Source organism: Betaproteobacteria bacterium (assembly GCA_016709965.1).
GTDB lineage: Bacteria > Pseudomonadota > Gammaproteobacteria > Burkholderiales > Rhodocyclaceae > Azonexus > Azonexus amarohabitans.
On record JADJLT010000006.1, the window covers coordinates 97,411 to 115,108 of the forward strand.

General features: G+C 58.1%; 17 protein-coding genes. 14 read left to right on the plus strand and 3 right to left on the minus strand.

The window, feature by feature from the left end; genetic code table 11:
- Position 1 precedes the first annotated feature (1 nt).
- The 3 genes from ftsA to IPJ12_14995 all read left to right on the plus strand — a co-directional run bounded on the left by ftsA (position 2) and on the right by IPJ12_14995 (position 3,446).
- A complete protein-coding gene (gene ftsA, locus IPJ12_14985; GenBank protein ID MBK7648411.1) occupies positions 2 to 1,231 on the plus strand; it encodes a cell division protein FtsA in 1,230 nt (409 codons plus the stop codon).
- 35 nt (positions 1,232 to 1,266) lie between these two features.
- The gene (ftsZ, locus tag IPJ12_14990) at positions 1,267 to 2,445 is read left to right on the plus strand and encodes a cell division protein FtsZ (protein MBK7648412.1); all 1,179 of its coding nucleotides are present in this window, start codon (positions 1,267 to 1,269) and stop codon (positions 2,443 to 2,445) included.
- An 83-nt stretch (positions 2,446 to 2,528) separates the two neighbouring features.
- Positions 2,529 to 3,446: a UDP-3-O-acyl-N-acetylglucosamine deacetylase gene (locus IPJ12_14995; GenBank protein ID MBK7648413.1), complete on the plus strand. Its 918-nt coding sequence runs from the start codon at positions 2,529 to 2,531 to the stop codon at positions 3,444 to 3,446.
- Positions 3,447 to 3,612: 166 nt separating this feature from the next.
- On the opposite strand, the gene IPJ12_15000 is transcribed toward IPJ12_14995, so the two are convergent.
- Positions 3,613 to 4,059, minus strand: a complete 447-nt coding sequence (locus IPJ12_15000; GenBank protein ID MBK7648414.1) for a DUF721 domain-containing protein — start codon at positions 4,057 to 4,059, stop codon at positions 3,613 to 3,615.
- A 52-nt stretch (positions 4,060 to 4,111) separates the two neighbouring features.
- On the opposite strand from IPJ12_15000, the gene IPJ12_15005 reads away from it, so the two are divergent.
- The 4 genes from IPJ12_15005 to ydiK all read left to right on the plus strand — a co-directional run bounded on the left by IPJ12_15005 (position 4,112) and on the right by ydiK (position 10,126).
- The gene (locus IPJ12_15005; GenBank protein ID MBK7648415.1) at positions 4,112 to 4,978 is read left to right on the plus strand and encodes a M23 family metallopeptidase; all 867 of its coding nucleotides are present in this window, start codon (positions 4,112 to 4,114) and stop codon (positions 4,976 to 4,978) included.
- Positions 4,979 to 5,078: 100 nt separating this feature from the next.
- Positions 5,079 to 7,787, plus strand: a complete 2,709-nt coding sequence (gene secA / locus IPJ12_15010) for a preprotein translocase subunit SecA (GenBank protein MBK7648416.1) — start codon at positions 5,079 to 5,081, stop codon at positions 7,785 to 7,787.
- Positions 7,788 to 7,835: 48 nt separating this feature from the next.
- Positions 7,836 to 9,062, plus strand: coding sequence for a bifunctional glutamate N-acetyltransferase/amino-acid acetyltransferase ArgJ (gene argJ, locus IPJ12_15015; GenBank protein MBK7648417.1), 1,227 nt, complete (start codon positions 7,836 to 7,838; stop codon positions 9,060 to 9,062).
- Positions 9,062 to 10,126 carry an AI-2E family transporter YdiK gene (gene ydiK / locus IPJ12_15020; protein ID MBK7648418.1) on the plus strand — a complete coding sequence of 355 codons (1,065 nt, stop codon included), beginning with the start codon at positions 9,062 to 9,064 and terminating at the stop codon, positions 10,124 to 10,126. Before argJ ends, ydiK begins: the two co-directional genes overlap by 1 nt.
- Here ydiK and IPJ12_15025 read toward each other — a convergent pair.
- Complete coding sequence (locus IPJ12_15025; GenBank protein ID MBK7648419.1) at positions 10,123 to 10,716, minus strand: methyltransferase domain-containing protein; 594 nt, start codon at positions 10,714 to 10,716, stop codon at positions 10,123 to 10,125. The genes ydiK and IPJ12_15025 overlap by 4 nt on opposite strands.
- Positions 10,713 to 11,096: a Co2+/Mg2+ efflux protein ApaG gene (gene apaG, locus IPJ12_15030; protein ID MBK7648420.1), complete on the minus strand. Its 384-nt coding sequence runs from the start codon at positions 11,094 to 11,096 to the stop codon at positions 10,713 to 10,715. Before apaG ends, IPJ12_15025 begins: the two co-directional genes overlap by 4 nt.
- 40 nt (positions 11,097 to 11,136) lie before the next feature.
- On the opposite strand from apaG, the gene rpe reads away from it, so the two are divergent.
- From rpe to IPJ12_15065, 7 genes are all read left to right on the plus strand, one after another.
- Complete coding sequence (rpe, locus tag IPJ12_15035; protein ID MBK7648421.1) at positions 11,137 to 11,838, plus strand: ribulose-phosphate 3-epimerase; 702 nt, start codon at positions 11,137 to 11,139, stop codon at positions 11,836 to 11,838.
- Complete coding sequence (locus tag IPJ12_15040; protein MBK7648422.1) at positions 11,838 to 12,518, plus strand: phosphoglycolate phosphatase; 681 nt, start codon at positions 11,838 to 11,840, stop codon at positions 12,516 to 12,518. Before rpe ends, IPJ12_15040 begins: the two co-directional genes overlap by 1 nt.
- A 122-nt stretch (positions 12,519 to 12,640) precedes the next feature.
- Entirely contained in the window at positions 12,641 to 14,116 is a 1,476-nt protein-coding gene (locus tag IPJ12_15045; GenBank protein ID MBK7648423.1) for an anthranilate synthase component I, read from the plus strand.
- 266 nt (positions 14,117 to 14,382) lie between these two features.
- Positions 14,383 to 15,285: a glutamate/aspartate ABC transporter substrate-binding protein gene (locus IPJ12_15050; protein ID MBK7648424.1), complete on the plus strand. Its 903-nt coding sequence runs from the start codon at positions 14,383 to 14,385 to the stop codon at positions 15,283 to 15,285.
- Positions 15,286 to 15,348: 63 nt separating this feature from the next.
- Positions 15,349 to 16,086, plus strand: coding sequence for an amino acid ABC transporter permease (locus IPJ12_15055; protein ID MBK7648425.1), 738 nt, complete (start codon positions 15,349 to 15,351; stop codon positions 16,084 to 16,086).
- Complete coding sequence (gene gltK, locus IPJ12_15060) at positions 16,086 to 16,769, plus strand: glutamate/aspartate ABC transporter permease GltK (protein MBK7648426.1); 684 nt, start codon at positions 16,086 to 16,088, stop codon at positions 16,767 to 16,769. Before IPJ12_15055 ends, gltK begins: the two co-directional genes overlap by 1 nt.
- A 23-nt stretch (positions 16,770 to 16,792) precedes the next feature.
- The gene (locus tag IPJ12_15065; protein MBK7648427.1) at positions 16,793 to 17,521 is read left to right on the plus strand and encodes an amino acid ABC transporter ATP-binding protein; all 729 of its coding nucleotides are present in this window, start codon (positions 16,793 to 16,795) and stop codon (positions 17,519 to 17,521) included.
- Positions 17,522 to 17,698 lie beyond the last annotated feature (177 nt).

Sequence of the window (17,698 nt, forward strand, 5' to 3'; positions counted from 1 at the left end):
TATGAGCAGGGACAACAAGGATCTGGTCGTCGGGTTGGACATCGGTACGTCGAAGATCGTCGCGCTGGTGGCCGAAATCAACAACGAGGGCAACCTGAACGTGATCGGCATGGGCTCGCAGGATTCGCGCGGCTTGAAGAAGGGCGTCGTGGTGAACATCGAAGATACGGTGCACACCATTAGCCGCGTCATTCAGGAAGTCGAGCTGATGGCCGACTGCAAGGTGAGCAATGTGTACACGGGCATCGCCGGCAGCCATATCAAAAGCTTCAACTCGAACGGCATGGTGGCGATCAAGGACAAGGAAGTGACGCCGAGCGACGTCGAGCGCGTCATCGAAACCGCCCGCGCCATGCCGATTCCGGCCGATCAGGAAATCCTGCACATCCTGACGCAGGAATTCGTCATCGACGGCCAGGATGGCATCCGCGAGCCGATCGGCATGAGCGGCATGCGGCTTGAAGTGAAGACGCATATCGTGACCGGTGCGGTGTCGGCCGCCCAGAATATCGTCAAGTGCGTTCGGCGTTGCGGTCTGGAAGTGAATGATCTGGTGTTGCAGCCGCTGGCCTCCAGCTTTGCCGTACTGTCTGAAGACGAGAAGGATCTCGGCGTCTGCCTGATCGATATCGGTGGCGGTACCACCGATATCGCCGTCTGGACGCAGGGCGCCATCCGCCACACCTCGGTGATCCCTATCGCCGGCGACCAGATTACCAACGACATTGCCATGGCGTTGCGTACGCCGACCCGTGAAGCCGAGGACATCAAGTGCAAGTTCGGCTGTGCACTGTCTCAACTGTCCGATGCTGCCAAGGACATGGAGGTTGCCGGCGTCGATGATCGCCCGAGTCGCAAGTTGAGCCGTCGTGCCCTGGCCGATGTCATCCAGCCACGGGTCGAGGAGCTCTACGAATTGATCCAGAACGAGTTGCGTCGTGCCGGCTTCGAAGAAGTGCTTTCGTCCGGCATCGTGCTGACCGGCGGCGCCAGCGTCATGCCCGGCATGGTCGAACTGGGCGAGGAAATTTTCCATATGCCGGTTCGCCTCGGTAATCCGAAATATACCGGCAGCTTGGCCGATGTCGTTCAAAACCCACGCTTTTCAACCGCCTATGGCTTGTTGCTCGAAGCGCAGGCGCAACGCAAGCGCGGGCAGAAGATCCAGGAAAAGCAAGGCTTCAAGGATGTTTTTGACGGCATGCGCTCGTGGTTTGCCAAGAATTTTTGATTTGTTTGTGAACAGTTTTTTCAGAGGAGGTAGTCATGTTTGAGATCATCGAGAAAGACGAAGAAGCAGGTACGATCATCAAAGTGTTCGGTGTTGGCGGTGCCGGTGGCAACGCCATTGAACACATGATTCACGAAGGCGTCAGCGGTGTTGAGTTCATAGCTGCCAATACTGACGCACAGGCGCTTAGCCGCAATGCTGCATCGAGCAAGCTGTCGCTCGGCAAGACCGGTCTGGGCGCTGGCGCCAAGCCGGAAAAGGGTCAGGAAGCTGCTCAGGCCCATCGCGACGAAATCCGTGCCAGTCTGGAAGGTGCCCATATGGCCTTCATTACTGCCGGCATGGGTGGTGGCACGGGTACCGGCGCGGCCCCGGTGGTCGCCGAAATCGCCCGCGAAATGGGCATTCTCACGGTTGGTGTCGTGACCAAGCCATTCAGCTTCGAAGGTGGCAAGCGGATGAAGTCGGCTGAAGCCGGTATCGCCGAGTTCGCCAAGCATGTCGACTCGCTGATTGTCATCCTCAATGACAAGTTGATGGAAGTCATGGGTGAAGATGCCGATGTCGACGACTGTTTCAAGGCCGCTGACGACGTGCTGAAGAACGCCGTCGGTGGTATCGCCGAAATCATTACCTATCCAGGCCTGGTTAACGTCGACTTTGAAGACGTCCGCACGGTCATGGGTGAAATGGGTCGTGCCATGATGGGCTCTGCCGCTGCTGCTGGCGTTGATCGTGCGCGTATCGCTGCCGAGCAGGCTGTTGCTTCGCCGCTGCTTGAGGGAATCAACCTGTCCGGCGCTCGTGGCGTGCTGGTTAACATCACGGCAGCCAAGGGTGGCCTGAAGATGAAGGAAGTTAACGAAGTGATGAACACAGTCAAGGCCTTCGCTGCCGATGACGCACACATCATCTTCGGTGCGGTTTACGACGAGTTGATGGGCGATGCCCTGCGCGTTACCGTGGTAGCTACCGGCCTTGGCCAGGTCGCCGCGGCACGCAACCGTCAAGCAGAAGTGTTTACGCAGCCAGTTCTGGTCCAGGCACAGGCCACGGGTACCCACGATGCTGTCGCTTTCGGTGGCGCCCCGGATTACTCTCATCTGGATGTGCCGGCCGTCGTGCGCAAGCGCAATGTGACCGTCGAGGCACTGGCCAACAGCGGTGTTGATCGTTACGACATTCCGGCTTTCCTGCGCAAGCAGGCGGATTGAGGTAACAAAAGCTCTCTCTGAAAAAGGGTGGTGGCGGATTGTGCTACAATTCGCTACCTTCCCCAATCATTCAAGCACTTAGCATGCTCAAGCAACGCACGTTGAAGACTGTCATTCGCGCCTCCGGCGTCGGCCTGCACGGCGGAGTCAAGGTCAACATGGCCCTGCGCCCGGCAGCCCCGGATACAGGTATTGTCTTCCGTCGTGTTGATCTACCTGAGCCGATGGACATTCCCGCCAAAGCCTTCATGGTGGGCGATACACGCATGTGCTCCTGTCTGGAAAAAGACGGAGTGAAGGTTGGTACCATCGAACACCTGATGTCGGCCCTCGCCGGCCTCGGCATCGACAACGCCTGGATCGATCTAGATGCGCCCGAAGTGCCCATTCTCGATGGTTCGGCTGCGCCGTTTGTTTTTCTGATCCAGTCCGCTGGCATCGAGGAACAGAATGCCGCCAAAAAATTCATTCGCGTGACCAAGACCATCGAAGTCAAGGATGGCGACAAGTGGGCGCGATTCGAGCCTTACGAGGGCTACAAGCTGGCTTTTTCCATTGTTTTCAACCATCCGGCCATCGACAAGTCAGCCCAGGCGGCCGAAATCGATTTTGCTGAACAATCCTACGTTCGCGAAGTGGCGCGCGCCCGGACCTTTGGTTTTATGCAGGAAGTTGAATATCTGCGTGAAAATGGCCTCGCCCTTGGTGGCGGGCTTGAAAATGCCATCGTTCTCGACGAATTTCGTGTCCTGAATCAGGATGGCCTGCGTTATGGCGACGAGTTCGTCAAACACAAGATTCTCGACGCCATCGGCGATCTCTATTTGCTTGGTCATCCGCTGCTGGCTGCTTATTCCTCGCACAAGGGCGGCCACGCAATGAACAATCAACTGGCGCGTGCCCTGCTAAATCACCAGGATTCTTGGGAGTTCGCCACTTTTGAGCAAGCAGAGTATGCGCCGAGCGGTGTGACCCGCTGGCTTGCTCAGGTGGCCGCGTAACTTTTCCGGGTGGTCGCTGGGACTGCTGGCAGCAGTTGTTTTCGTCGCGATAGCTGCCGGTTAATTGATCTGCGCCGTTAGCGGCAATCTTGATTAGGCACCGAGCTGACGCCTTTTCAAGACCGCCCCCGCATTATCTTGCTGATGTTTCTCGAGCGCCTGGTCGTCATTCCACGCTAGCTGCTCGCTTCAGCAGCTTGTCCAGTGCATCCCGGAGTGGGCCTTGCGGCAAGCTGTCAGTGGCCGAGCGCAAGACCCCGATAGCCTTGCCTGATAGAGGCTTCTGAGTTGAACTCATTGATTGGGAAGGGATTTGGCGGGGTTGAACTTTTACCTCGATGCCGTTACACTCCGTCCCTCCTTTCGATAACTCGTCGCTCAATCGCTGGCTTAACTGGCGAATCTTGGCGGCGACCGCGCCGTTATCGGCGTGGATAATGACAGTACCCAACTTGTAATTGGCAACGTGAGCCGAGTGGCGCAGCCCTGCCGGGGCAACCGCTTCGAAGCGACGCGAAAGCTTGAGTAACAGTCGTGCATGGGCCATGACCCTGCCGGCGGCGGCGTCTTTGTCAAGATAGTGCTCAGGCCCGTTGTACATAGGAGGTTCCATGCAGATTATTCTGGTTTCGCGCCATTTGAAGGCAGCGAAGACAATCACCATTATGCCTCGTCATCTGATGGCTGCGGCTCTCGTCTTTCTGGCACTGGTGTTTTCAACCTCGGCGCTGTTCTCATGGTTGTCGGTTCATCTTCGTCTGCCGCTGGTCGAGGATCTGATGGTTTCCCTGCAGCAACAGGAGGCCACAAAGGCGCAGAATCATCTGAACAACAACTTGCAATTGATGGCCACGAGGCTCGGCGAGTTGCAGGGGCGCGTCATGCAGCTGGATACCCTGGGTGAGCGCGTATCCGGTCTAGTCGGCGTCAAGCGTGAACGGGTCTCCGAGCGTGGTGCGCCGGGGCAGGGGGGGCCGTACTTGGCGGCGCCCATGTCGACCGATGAACTGCAGCGTGAAATTGATCGTCTTTCCGCTCAGGTTGAGCAGAGAAGCGACGATTTCGCTTTCATGGAGTTCAGGTTGCTTGAAAGTCGAGCCAAGGAGCGCCTGATGCCAACTACCTTGCCGGTCAAGAATGCTGTGGTGGGCTCTGCCTTCGGTTATCGTGCCGACCCGATTGCCGGGTTGCGCTCCATGCACGAAGGGCTAGATTTTGCTGCCGAGACCGGTACGCCAGTAGTGGTGGCGGCGGACGGTGTCGTGCTTTCAGCGAGTCACCATCCTGACTATGGCAATGTTGTGGACGTTGATCATGGCGGCGGATTGACCTCGCGCTATGCGCACATGTCGCGAATTGACGTGACGCCAGGCGCGCTGGTCAAGCGCGGTGAAACAATTGGCGCGGTGGGCAGCACCGGCAGGTCTACCGGGCCTCATCTGCATTTTGAGGTGCGGATGCTGGGTGTCGCACAAAATCCGGCGCACTTTCTGAAGCGCGGCGATGAATATGCCTCGGTAAAGCTTCGCTGACCGTTCTGATCAATCCCTTGATCTGGGTCGTCATCATCGGGTCATGGTGGCGTGTTAGAATCGGCGCTTTGCTGCACTGCGCACCTTACACTCCAACGCGATGATTTCCGGCCTACTCAAAAAGATTTTCGGCAGCCGCAACGACCGGCTGATCAAACAATATTCCCAGGCAGTCAAGCGCATCAACGTGCTTGAGCCGTCCATGCAGGCCTTGAGCGACGAGGCATTACGTGCCAAGACGGACGAGTTTCGTCAACGCTTCGCTCAAGGCGAAACGCTGGATGCCCTGTTGCCGGAAGCTTTCGCCGTTGTTCGTGAAGCTGGCGTGCGAGCGCTGGGCATGCGTCATTTTGATGTCCAGATGATAGGTGGCATGGTGTTGCATGACGGCAAGATTGCCGAAATGCGCACGGGTGAAGGCAAGACACTGGTTGGCACATTGCCGGCGTACCTCAATGCCATTTCCGGCCAAGGGGTCCATGTCATTACGGTCAACGATTATCTAGCGACCCGCGACTCGGACTGGATGGGGCGTCTGCATCGTTTCCTTGGTCTGACCGTCGGTGTCAATTTGTCGCAGATGGACCATGAGGCCAAACAGGCTGCCTACGCGGCCGATATAACCTACGGCACCAACAACGAGTTCGGCTTCGACTATCTGCGCGACAACATGGTCTACACGGCCGGCGAGCGCGTACAGCGCACGCTGAACTTCGCCATCGTGGACGAAGTGGATTCAATCCTGATCGACGAGGCGCGTACGCCGCTGATCATTTCCGGTCAGGCCGAAGATCATACCGATATGTATCTGCGCATGAAGGATGTCGTCCCCAACTTGTCTCGTGCGATGGAGGAAACGGACGAGGGCGACTACTGGGTTGACGAAAAGGGGCATCAGGTTCACCTGTCTGAAACAGGCTATGAGCACGCCGAGCAACTGCTTGCCGAGTATGGCCTCCTCAAGGAGGGCACCAGTCTTTACGATGCTGCCAATATCACGTTGATGCACCATCTGAATGCCGCGCTGCGTGGCATGACGCTGTTCCACAAGGATCAGCATTACGTGGTCCAGAACGGTGAAGTGGTCATTGTTGACGAATTCACCGGTCGACTGATGACGGGGCGTCGCTGGTCCGATGGCCTGCACCAGGCGGTTGAAGCCAAGGAAGGTGTACAGATCCAGGCCGAAAATCAGACGCTGGCCTCGATCACCTTCCAGAATTACTTCCGGATGTACAACAAGCTGGCCGGCATGACTGGCACGGCCGATACCGAAGCCTACGAATTTCAGCAGATCTACGGGCTTGAAACGGTGGTCATTCCGACCCATCGCCCGATGGTTCGCAAGGACATGAACGATCTGGTCTACAAAACGGTAGACGAAAAACATACGGCGATCATTGCCGATATCAGGGAATGCGCCAAACGCGGGCAGCCGGTGCTGGTTGGTACTACCTCCATCGAGGCGTCCGAACTTTTGTCCGGTCTGCTCGATAAGGAAGGCCTTGCGCACAACGTGCTCAATGCCAAGCAGCATGCCCGCGAGGCTGAAATTGTGATTGAGGCCGGGCGCCCGGGCGTTATCACCATCGCCACCAACATGGCTGGTCGCGGCACCGATATTGTTCTCGGTGGCAGTATTGAAAAGGCCTCCTCGGCCATCAAATACGACGAATCGTTACCGGAAGCCGAGCGCGCGGCGAAAGTCGCCGAAATGCGTGCTGAATGGCAGAAAGCACACGACCAGGTTCTCGCCTCCGGCGGTCTGCACATCATCGGCTCCGAGCGCCATGAATCCCGCCGTATCGACAACCAGCTGCGTGGTCGCGCCGGTCGTCAGGGCGACGCTGGTTCGTCTCGCTTCTACCTATCGCTGGACGATCCGCTTCTTCGCATCTTTGCTGGCGAGCGTCTGCGCGCCATCATGGACAAGCTGAAAATGCCGGAAGGCGAAGCGATCGAGCACCCGCTGGTTACCCGTTCGCTGGAGTCCGCGCAGCGCAAGGTTGAGGCGCGCAACTTCGATATCCGAAAGCAGTTGCTTGAATATGATGATGTTTCGAACGACCAGCGCAAGGTAATCTACCAGCAACGTAATGAACTGCTGGAAACGGATGATATTTCCGAGACCATCACTGCCATGCGGCAGAGCGTCATCGCCGACGTATTCCGTACTTATGTGCCGGCTGAGTCAGTTGAAGAACAGTGGGACATGGAAGGGCTGGAGAGAGCATTGTCCACCGAGTTGCAGATCAATGCGCCGGTTGCCGAGTGGTTCAAGAACGAGCCGACGCTGTCTGACGAGGAAATTCTCGAACGCATCACCAAAGAGGCTGATGCCGCTTACCAGGCAAAGATCGATCTGGTCGGCGCCGAGTCCTTCCAGCAGTTCGAGCGCAATGTCATGTTGCAGAGCCTTGATTCCCACTGGCGAGAGCATCTGGCTGCCCTGGATCATCTGCGTCAGGGTATCCATCTGCGTGGCTACGCCCAAAAGAATCCGAAACAGGAATACAAGCGCGAAGCGTTCGAGCTGTTCGAGGGGCTGCTCGACTTGGTACGCAAGGAAGTGACCAAAATCGTCTTCACCGTGCAAATCCGTACGCCGGAAGATGTCGAGGAAACGGCACCGCATGCCGACGTGCACAACGTTCAATATCAGCATGCCGGTCTTGACGAAGTGCCGGGTGATGATGACGAGGCGCAGCCGCAACAGCCTGCAGACGCCGGGCCCAAGGTCGGGCGCAATGACCCGTGTCCCTGCGGGTCAGGCAAAAAATACAAACACTGCCACGGAAAACTTTCCTGACACCCCAAGGCACCCACGAGGTGCCTTGATGCTTTTGGAGCCATGAGAATGCCTGTCAATTATGCAACCCCCGCTGCCGACCAATTATTTCCGGTGGCAGGCGTCCGTCTCGGTGTGGCCGAGGCCGAAATCCGCAAGAAAAATCGCCGCGACCTGACTTTGGTTGCGCTGGATGCCGGCTGCACGGTGGCGGGTGTGTTTACCCAGAACCGTTTTTGCGCCGCGCCGGTTCAGATTTGTCGCAAGCATTTAGCCGCCGGCACGGAAATCCGTGCCTTGGTGGTGAACACCGGCATTGCCAACGCCGGTACCGGTGAACCGGGCCGCCAGGCCGCGCAAGCAACCTGCGAGGCCGTGGGTGAACTGCTAGGCGTTGGCGCCGAACAGGTCCTGCCGTTTTCCACCGGCGTCATTCTTGAGCTTTTGCCTGTCGACAGGATCAAGGCTGGGTTGCCCGCCGTGTTCGCCGATCTCAAGGCGGATAACTGGCATGCTGCGGCACATGGCATCATGACCACCGATACGGTTGCCAAGGCCGCATCGCGCATTGTCACGGTCAACGGCAAAAAAGTGACAATTTCCGGAGTTTCCAAGGGCGCCGGCATGATCCGGCCGAACATGGCAACCATGCTTGGCTTCCTGGCTACCGATGCCGGGATCGCCCAGTCGCTACTCGATAAACTGGTCAAGGAAGCAGCCGATGCATCCTTCAACTGCATTACCGTTGATGGCGACACGTCGACCAACGATTCCTACGTGATGGTTGCCACCGGGCAGTCCGGCGCAGCATTTGCGAACGAGTCCGATGCTGGGTGGCCCGAAGTCAAGGCAGCCATCATTGCCGTCTCGGTAGAGCTGGCGCAGGCGATTGTCCGTGACGGTGAAGGTGCTACCAAGTTCATTACGGTGGCCGTCGAGGGCGGTAAAACCATCGAAGAGTGCCGTCAGGTTGGTTACGCCATTGGTCACTCACCGTTGGTCAAGACTGCGTTCTTTGCCTCCGACCCCAATTTGGGACGTATTCTGGCAGCAGTAGGCTACGCCGGTATTGGCGATCTTGATGTCGACGGCGTCAGGGTCTGGCTCGATAACGTGTTGGTGGCCGAAAAGGGTGGTCGTGCTGCCGCCTACAAGGAAGAGGACGGTGCCCGAGTGATGGCTCAGGCCGAAATCACCGTGCGTGTCGATCTTGGCCGTGGAGCTGCCCAGGCGAGTGTGTACACCTGCGATTTTTCCTATGACTACGTGAAGATCAACGCAGACTACCGGTCTTGATGGACATTCGCCGCGACCTGGCACGCAGCACGCTGGCCATTATCTGCATCGTCGGGCTAATTGGCCTGTCGGTCTGGGTGTTGCTGCCTTTTTTGGCGGCGGCAGTGTGGGCGACGATGATTGTGGTTGCTACCTGGCCGTTGTTCAAATCGCTTGAGGCCCGGCTGGGTAATCGGCGCGTGCTGGCCGTGATGATAATGTCGGTGGGCATGCTCCTGTTGTTGGTGCTGCCCTTGTGGCTGGCGATCGATACCATTTTTGAGCATTCCGGCCAGTTGACCGCGGCCGGCAAATCTTTCGCGGTCGACGGTCTGCCGCCGGCGCCGGAATGGGTAAAGACGCTGCCACTGGTTGGTGAGCGCCTGGCTGCTCTGTGGGCACAATTGGATGCCGCAGGAACGGCGGAAATTTTTGCCAAGGTCACGCCGTATGCGGCCGATACCGGCAAGTGGGTGCTTGGACAAGTGGGTGGTATCGGCGGGATGTTGATCCAGTTTCTGCTGGTCGTTACCATCGCCGCCATCCTCTATTCAGGTGGCGAAAGTGGCGCCCGTCTGGCCCGCCGTTTCGGCCGTCGGCTGGCCGGAGATCGCGGTGAAAACAGTATTATTCTGGCTGGTCAGGCGATACGCGGGGTAGCCTTGGGCGTCGGCGTCACTGCCATCGTCCAGACGGTGCTTGGTGGTGTCGGACTGGCCTTGGCCGGCGTGCCGTTCGCCTCATTGCTGTCGGCGGTGATGCTAATGTTGTGCATCGCGCAGATCGGGCCCATGCTGATTTTGTTACCGGCGGTGGGGTGGATGTACTGGACAGGCGACACCGGCTGGGCAACCGCCTTGCTGGTCTGGAGCGTGATTGTTGGCAGCCTGGATAGCTTCCTGAGACCGATATTGATCAAGCGCGGCGCCGATTTGCCCCTCTTGCTTATCTTTGCCGGTGTCATCGGCGGCATGCTCAGTTTCGGCCTGATTGGTATTTTTGTCGGCCCGGTCGTGCTTGCTGTGACTTACACACTGACACTGGCCTGGATCGAGGACGAGCTGGGTAAGGATGTCGAAGTTTAGAGTTTTCGCAGGCGGATCATTCTGAACCAGCCGCCGACCAATGCTGGCTGGTCATGTTCAAGAACAAGGCCGGGAGCTTCGGCAAGCAGGTCTTCAAACACGACATCCAGCCGCGTCGCGATGCGGCGGACCAGTGGGTTGACCAGTCTTCGTACTAAGGCCGTCTGGCCACGTCGCAGGAACTTGTCAAAAACCAGCACTTGGCCGCCGGGTTTGACGACCCGGGCGATTTCAGAAAAGCACCGGGCCGGCTCCGGGACAACGGCAAGGATCAGGTGCAGGACGGCTGCATCAAAACTGTTGTCAGCCAGAGGCAGGTGTTGTGCGTCACCCTGAATCGGCAGAAATTCAATATTGCCGACTCGTGGCAGGGCGCGGCGCAGCATGGCCTGATTCAAATCCAGTCCGACGTAATGATGCGTGGGTGGCAAGTGCGGCAGGTCCAGACCTGTACCGACGCCCGCCAGCAGCACACGGCCAGGTACCTCGCCAAGCGCCGAGAGGCTGCGCTTTCGTGAGGCCCGGGTGGCGCGGTCGATGGCCGCGTCGTAGAACGGCGCGATCAGCGTGTAAGTATGCTTGAGGCTCAATGCAGGGCGCGCGGGCTGGCCAGAACGAATTCGGGAATTTCCGCTTCGAAATGTGTGCCATCCTCGGCCACCATCTGATAGGTGCCTTTCATTGTGCCGATCGGTGTGGTTAGCGACGAGCCGCTGGTGTACTGGAAGCTCTCACCCGGCTGTAGCAGTGGCTGTTTGCCGACCACGCCCAACCCGCGCACTTCCTGAACCTCGTTGTGGCCGTCGGTGATGATCCAGTGCCGTGAAACCAGCTGCGCCGGCACGCTGCCGATATTTTTGATGGTGACGGTGTAGGCGAAAATGTAGCGGTCGTTGTCCGGGTCGGACTGCTCCGGAATGAACTGCGGCATCGGTTGAATCTCAATTTGGTATTTGTCTGTGTCGGGCATGGGATAATTTCGTTTGTCTGTTCTTGTTCAGGGAAACTTCATGTCAGTCATAGATTACGTCATCGCGCCAAGCATTCTGTCCGCCAATTTCGCCAAGCTAGGCGAAGAGGTGGCCAATGTCATTGCCTCGGGTGCAGACTGGATTCACTTTGACGTGATGGACAATCATTACGTTCCCAACCTGACCATCGGGCCGCTGGTTTGCGAGGCGATTCGCCCGTGTACCGCGGCGCCGATCGACGTTCATCTGATGGTCAAACCGGTAGACCGCATCATCCCCGATTTTGCCAAGGCCGGGGCCAATATCATCACGTTTCACCCGGAAGCTTCCGATCATGTCGACCGCAGCCTGTCGCTGATTCGCGATGCCGGCTGCCAAGGCGGGCTGGTCTTCAACCCGGCGACGCCGCTGGATTACATGGATTATGTGCTCGACAAGATCGACGTCATCCTGCTGATGAGCGTCAATCCGGGTTTCGGCGGCCAGAAATTCATACCCAGCACCCTGGCCAAGGCCCGGCAGGCGCGCGCCAAACTCGACGCCTACGAAAGGGAAAGTGGTCGGCGTATCCGTCTCGAAATTGACGGTGGCGTGAACGTCGCCAACATCGCCGATATCGCCCGTGCCGGCGTCGATGCCTTTGTCGCCGGTTCAGCCGTCTATGGCGCCGGCAAGGATACCGATCACTATCGTTATGATTCGATTATCGGCGCGCTGCGTAGCGAACTGGCCAAAGTCTGATGTATTTCGAATCCGTTACCTTTGACCTCGACGGGACGCTGCTCGACACCATTGCCGATCTCGCCGAAGGGTGTCGTTTGATGCTAGACGAAATTGGCGCCCCGGCGCGCTCCCCTGCCGAGGTGCACAGCTTCGTCGGCAAAGGCATGGCGGTACTCGTCGAGCGTTGTTTGACCCACGAGCATCCGCCAACCGCCGAAAAACTCCATGAGGCGATCGAATCCTTCAAGCGACACTATGCTGCGGTCAACGGGAAATATTGCCAGATTTACGAAGGCGTCATCGAAGGGCTTGATGCCTGGAAAGCCAGTGGCGTGAAAATGGGCGTCGTCACCAACAAGCCGGGCATGTTTACCGAAGTGTTGCTTGAACGCATGGGCCTTAGCGACTATTTCGACGTCGTCGTTTCGGGCGATACGACCGCCCACAAAAAGCCGCACCCCGAACCGATCCTGCACGCCTGTCGCTTGTTCAACGTCCGTCCCGATCGCAGTCTGCACATTGGCGACTCCCAAAACGACATCCACGCGGCTCATGCTGCCGGCTGTCAGGCTTACGCCGTGCCCTACGGCTACAACGAAGGGCAGCCGGTGGACAGTGCTGATTGCGATGCGCTAGTATCCGATCTGCTTGCTGCCTATCAGCAAGCCCTTACTTTTAAAGACCTCAATCTCAAATGACGACACAGCGACTCTGGAACGAATGGCAAGGTTGGCGCCCCTGGCGTCGGTAATTCCATTCCGCATTTGCGCCAATTCGGCGCACCCAGACCGCAAATACCTGTCATTTTCGAGGCTCCCCCATGACTGAAATCGAATTCAATGCGCTTGCCGCGCAAGGCTATAACCGTATTCCCGTGACGCTGGAAACGTTTGCCGATCTCGACACGCCGCTGTCGATCTATCTCAAACTCGCCAACGCACCTTACACCTACCTGCTCGAATCCGTGCAGGGCGGCGAGCGTTTTGGCCGCTATTCCATCATCGGGCTGGCGGCCCAGACCCGGATTGTCGTCAATGGCAATCAGGTGCTGGTGCTGACCGGCAACCGCATTGCCGAGCGTGACGACCAAACCAATCCACTCGATTTCATCGGCAAGTTCATGGATCGCTTCCGCGCGCCACCCAGCTCTGGCCTGCCGCGTTTTTGCGGTGGTCTGGTCGGCTGCTTCGGCTACGATACGATCCGTTACGTCGAATCCAAACTGAGCCGCACGGAAAAGCAGGATGACATCGGCACGCCGGACATCGGTCTGCTGCTCTCCGAAGAGATTGCCGTGGTCGACAATCTCTCCGGCAAGCTGATGCTGATTGTCTATGCCGAACCCGGTTTCCCTGGCGCTTACCAGAAGGCCAAGGCGCGACTAAAGGAGCTGTTGTCCAAATTGCGTACGCCGGTGGTGCTTCCTGCAGAAAAGCCGGTCCTGTCGGAGCCCGCGGTTTCTCTGGTGGGAGAAGAGGCATTCAAGAATGCCGTGCTCCGGGCCAAGGACTACATTACCGAAGGCGACGTCATGCAGGTCGTGCTCTCGCAGCGCATGACCAAACCCTTCAAGGCCAGCCCGATGGCGCTCTATCGCACCCTGCGCAGCCTGAACCCGTCGCCCTACATGTTCTACTTCGACTTCGAGGATTTTCATGTCGTCGGCGCTTCACCGGAAATCCTCGTGCGCTTGGAGTGTGATCGCGTCACCGTGCGCCCGATCGCCGGTACCCGCAAACGTGGCGCCTCGCCGGAAGAGGATGCCGCGCTGGCCGCCGAACTGCTGGCCGACGACAAGGAGCGCGCAGAACACACTCAGCTACTCGATCTCGGCCGCAACGACTGTGGCCGCGTGGCCAAGGTGGGCACTGTCAAGCTCACCGAAAACATGATCGTCGAGCGTTACTCGCACGTGATGCACATCGTGTCCAACGTCGAAGGCAAGCTGCAGGAGGGACTGGATGCGCTGGATGTACTGAAAGCCACCTTCCCGGCCGGCACCGTGTCCGGCGCGCCCAAGGTGCGGGCGATGGAGATCATCGACGAACTGGAGCCCCTCAAACGCGGGATCTACGCCGGAGCGGTCGGCTATCTGGGCTTCCAGGGCGACATGGATTTGGCCATCGCTATTCGGACCGCCGTGGTCAAGAATCAGCAGCTTTACGTTCAGGCGGGCGCTGGCATCGTTGCCGACTCCAATCCACAGTCGGAATGGGATGAAACCCAGAACAAGGCACGCGCCGTGTTGCGAGCGGCAGAACTCGCCGAGCAGGGGCTTGATACACGAATAGACTGAGCCTCATTGCTCTGCCTTCCAGAAGAAGCCGCCTGAAATCAGGCGGCTTTTTTGTGTGAAAGACAAAGGTAGTCAAACTATCGGAATTCCGACGGTCATTGGCGGCTGCTTGACGGAAATCCGGCAGCGTCTCGACTGTTGTACAAAAAAATAGTCGCTAAATCAGTCTTCTGTGATTTTCCGCCTTCCTCGCTTTTCTGGCACGCTAGCTGCATAGTAGAGGTCATCGGAGCCAAGGAACGGCTTCTTTCGATCCAGGAGATGACATGAACCGCTTTGCCTTTACTGCTGCCGCCCTCGCCACCGCCTTTGGCGCGCTCGCTACTTTCCCTGTCCAGGCCGACGAATCCGCTACGCTTAAAAAGATAAAGGAAACTGGCAGCATTACCTTGGGACATCGCGAGTCATCGATTCCGTTTTCATATTACGACGACAAGCAGCAAGTCATTGGCTACTCGCATGAACTGATGCTCAAGGTTGTCGATGGCATCAAGAGCGAGTTGAAGATGGCGAAAATCGACACCCGCTTGATGCCGGTTACGTCGGCTAATCGCATTACCCTGATTCAGAATGGTACGGTCGACATCGAATGTGGTTCGACCACCAACAACCTTGAACGCCAGAAGCAGGTCGGCTTCTCGACCACCATCTTTGTCATCGGCACCAAGCTGCTGACCAAGAAGACCTCCGGCATCAAGGATTTCGCCGATCTGGCCGGCAAGAATGTGGTGACGACCGCCGGGACGACCTCCGAGCGCCTGATTCGCAAGATGAACGAAGACAAGAAGCTTGGTATGAATATCATCTCTGCCAAGGATCACGGCGAAGCCTTCCTGACGCTGGAAACCGGCCGTGCCGTCGCCTTCATGATGGACGATGCGCTGCTCTACGGTGAGATGGCCAAGGCTCGCAAGCCGGGCGACTGGATTGTCACCGGTACTGCCCAGTCCGAGGAAGCCTATGGCTGCATGGTGCGCAAGGACGACCCGGCCTTCAAGAAGGTGGTCGATGCAGCGCTGACCAAGGCAATGACCTCGGGCGAAGCTCAGAAAATCTATACCAAGTGGTTCATGAACCCGATTCCGCCCAAGGGCCTGAACCTCAACATGCCGCTATCCGATGAAATGAAAGCCGCCTTCAAGGCACCGAACGACAAGCCTTTCGAATAACAGGTCTGATCTCTCCCCTGCTTGCCGGGGGGGAGCAAAGTGAACTGTCGCTGAGGAGTAATCATGGGTTACCAATGGAACTGGGGCGTCTTCCTGCAGCCGAGCGCGAGCGGCGATGACACCTATCTGGGCTGGATGTTCACCGGCTTCAAAATGACCATCGCGCTGTCCCTGTCAGCCTGGGTGCTGGCCCTGTTGCTCGGCGCGCTGATGGGCGTCCTGCGTACGGTACCGAACAAGACATTAGCCGGCATTGCTACCGCCTATGTCGAACTGTTCCGCAACGTGCCGCTGCTGGTGCAATTGTTCATCTGGTATTTCGTGCTGCCGGAACTGTTGCCGGCCAGCATCGGCGATGCCTACAAGCAGTCCAATCCGGTGTTCCAGCAGTTCCTTGCCTCGATGGTCTGTCTCGGACTGTTTACCAGCGCCCGTGTCGCCGAGCAGGTCCGGGCCGGCATCAATTCGCTGCCCAAGGGCCAGAAGAATGCCGGTCTGGCCCTCGGCTTCACGCTGGCGCAGACCTATCGCTTCGTGATGTTGCCGATGGCCTTCCGCCTGGTCGTACCGCCGCTGACTTCGGAGTTCCTCAATATTTTCAAGAACTCTGCCGTCTGCTCGACCATCGGCCTCCTTGAGCTCGCCGCCCAGGGCCGTCAGTTGGTCGATTACACGGCGCAGCCCTACGAGTCCTTCATCGCCGTGACGCTCTCCTACATCATCATCAACGTCACCGTGATGACCCTGATGCACCGCTTCGAAAAGCGTATTGCTGTTCCTGGCTACATTGGAGGCAAATAATGACTTACGAATTCGACTGGTCCTCCATTCCCGGTGCCTTGCCCTTCCTCTGGGACGGCATGAAGATTTCGCTGGTCATCACCGCGCAGGCAGTGGTCATCGGTGTTGTCTGGGGAACACTACTGGCTATGATGCGCCTGTCGTCGATCAAGCCACTGTCATGGTTTGCCGCCGGCTATGTCAACCTGTTCCGTGCTGTGCCGCTGGTCATGGTGCTGCTCTGGTTCTTCCTCATCGTGCCCCGCTTTATCGAAACACTGCTCGACTTTCCGCCGGGCAGCGACCTGCGTCTGAGTTCGGCGATGATGGGCTTCGCGCTGTTCGAGGCGGCCTATTACTCGGAAATCATTCGCGCCGGCATCCAGAGCGTGCCGAAGGGGCAGATTTCCGCCGCCTCGGCACTTGGCATGAACTACGCGCAGGCGATGCGTCTGGTGGTACTGCCGCAGGCCTTCCGCAACATGGTGCCATTGCTGCTGACGCAGGCCATCATCCTTTTTCAGGATACCTCGCTGGTCTATGTCTCTGCGCTCGCCGACTTCTTCGGTGCCGCCTACAAGGTCGGTGATCGTGACGGCCGCCTCGTTGAAATGCTGCTCTTCGCCGGTGCTGTCTATTTCGTCATCTGCTTCAGCGCTTCGCAGATCGTCAAGCGCCTCCAGAATAAATACACCACGGCCTGATGGCCGCCGCCAGGAGAAATCCCATGATTCAGATTGCCAACGTCAGCAAGCATTACGGCAGCTTCCAGGTGCTCAAGGATTGCACCACCTCGGTCAGCAAGGGCGAAGTCATCGTCGTCTGCGGCCCCTCCGGTTCGGGCAAGTCGACGCTGATCAAGTGCGTCAATGGGCTGGAGCCTTTTCAGTCCGGCGAAATCATTGTTAATGGCATCTCGGTCGGCGATCCGAAAACCAACCTCTCCAAGCTGCGCGCCCAGGTCGGCATGGTTTTCCAGAATTTCGAACTGTTCCCGCACATGAGCATCACCCAGAACCTGGCCATCGCCCAGGTCAAGGTGCTTGGCCGCAGTCAGGACGAGGCGATAGAGAAGGGCCTCAAGTTGCTCGAGCGGGTCGGCCTCAAGGCGCAGGCCGACAAGTTCCCCGGTCAGCTGTCCGGCGGTCAGCAGCAGCGCGTGGCGATTGCCCGGGCATTGGCCATGGATCCGATCTGCATGTTGTTCGACGAGCCCACCTCGGCTCTTGACCCGGAAATGGTCAACGAGGTGCTCGACGTGATGACCGAACTGGCCCACGAAGGCATGACCATGATGTGTGTCACGCACGAAATGGGCTTTGCCAGGCGCGTTGCCGATCGTGTGATCTTCATGGATCAGGGCGCCATCGTCGAGGATGACGGCAAGGAGGCTTTCTTTGCCAATCCGCGTACCCCGCGGGCGCAGCAGTTTCTCGCCAAAATATTGCACCATTGAGCATCGGCCGGGGGCCTGTCGATTATGCCTAATGGCCGACTGACCCGGCCAGGCTGCCGTTCCGGCCTGCTTCCATGCAGTCAGGGTCTTTTTTCCCTGACGCATTTGCGGCACTGCTGACCATGCCCGAGACCCGCCAACCCATTCCGGTTTCCCTGCCCCGGCCCCATCACCCGC

What these genes read in the sequence shown, in the direction of transcription:
- ftsZ (MBK7648412.1), top strand. Translation starts at nt 1,267, where the DNA reads ATGTTTGAGATCATCGAGAAAGACGAAGAAGCAGGTACGATCATCAAA.
- apaG (MBK7648420.1), bottom strand. Translation starts at nt 11,096, where the DNA reads ATGCCCGACACAGACAAATACCAAATTGAGATTCAACCGATGCCGCAG.
- IPJ12_14995 (MBK7648413.1), top strand. Translation starts at nt 2,529, where the DNA reads ATGCTCAAGCAACGCACGTTGAAGACTGTCATTCGCGCCTCCGGCGTC.
- ftsA (MBK7648411.1), top strand. Translation starts at nt 2, where the DNA reads ATGAGCAGGGACAACAAGGATCTGGTCGTCGGGTTGGACATCGGTACG.
- secA (MBK7648416.1), top strand. Translation starts at nt 5,079, where the DNA reads ATGATTTCCGGCCTACTCAAAAAGATTTTCGGCAGCCGCAACGACCGG.
- IPJ12_15065 (MBK7648427.1), top strand. Translation starts at nt 16,793, where the DNA reads ATGATTCAGATTGCCAACGTCAGCAAGCATTACGGCAGCTTCCAGGTG.
- gltK (MBK7648426.1), top strand. Translation starts at nt 16,086, where the DNA reads ATGACTTACGAATTCGACTGGTCCTCCATTCCCGGTGCCTTGCCCTTC.
- rpe (MBK7648421.1), top strand. Translation starts at nt 11,137, where the DNA reads ATGTCAGTCATAGATTACGTCATCGCGCCAAGCATTCTGTCCGCCAAT.
- ydiK (MBK7648418.1), top strand. Translation starts at nt 9,062, where the DNA reads ATGGACATTCGCCGCGACCTGGCACGCAGCACGCTGGCCATTATCTGC.
- argJ (MBK7648417.1), top strand. Translation starts at nt 7,836, where the DNA reads ATGCCTGTCAATTATGCAACCCCCGCTGCCGACCAATTATTTCCGGTG.
- IPJ12_15050 (MBK7648424.1), top strand. Translation starts at nt 14,383, where the DNA reads ATGAACCGCTTTGCCTTTACTGCTGCCGCCCTCGCCACCGCCTTTGGC.
- IPJ12_15000 (MBK7648414.1), bottom strand. Translation starts at nt 4,059, where the DNA reads ATGGAACCTCCTATGTACAACGGGCCTGAGCACTATCTTGACAAAGAC.
- IPJ12_15005 (MBK7648415.1), top strand. Translation starts at nt 4,112, where the DNA reads ATGCCTCGTCATCTGATGGCTGCGGCTCTCGTCTTTCTGGCACTGGTG.
- IPJ12_15040 (MBK7648422.1), top strand. Translation starts at nt 11,838, where the DNA reads ATGTATTTCGAATCCGTTACCTTTGACCTCGACGGGACGCTGCTCGAC.
- IPJ12_15045 (MBK7648423.1), top strand. Translation starts at nt 12,641, where the DNA reads ATGACTGAAATCGAATTCAATGCGCTTGCCGCGCAAGGCTATAACCGT.
- IPJ12_15055 (MBK7648425.1), top strand. Translation starts at nt 15,349, where the DNA reads ATGGGTTACCAATGGAACTGGGGCGTCTTCCTGCAGCCGAGCGCGAGC.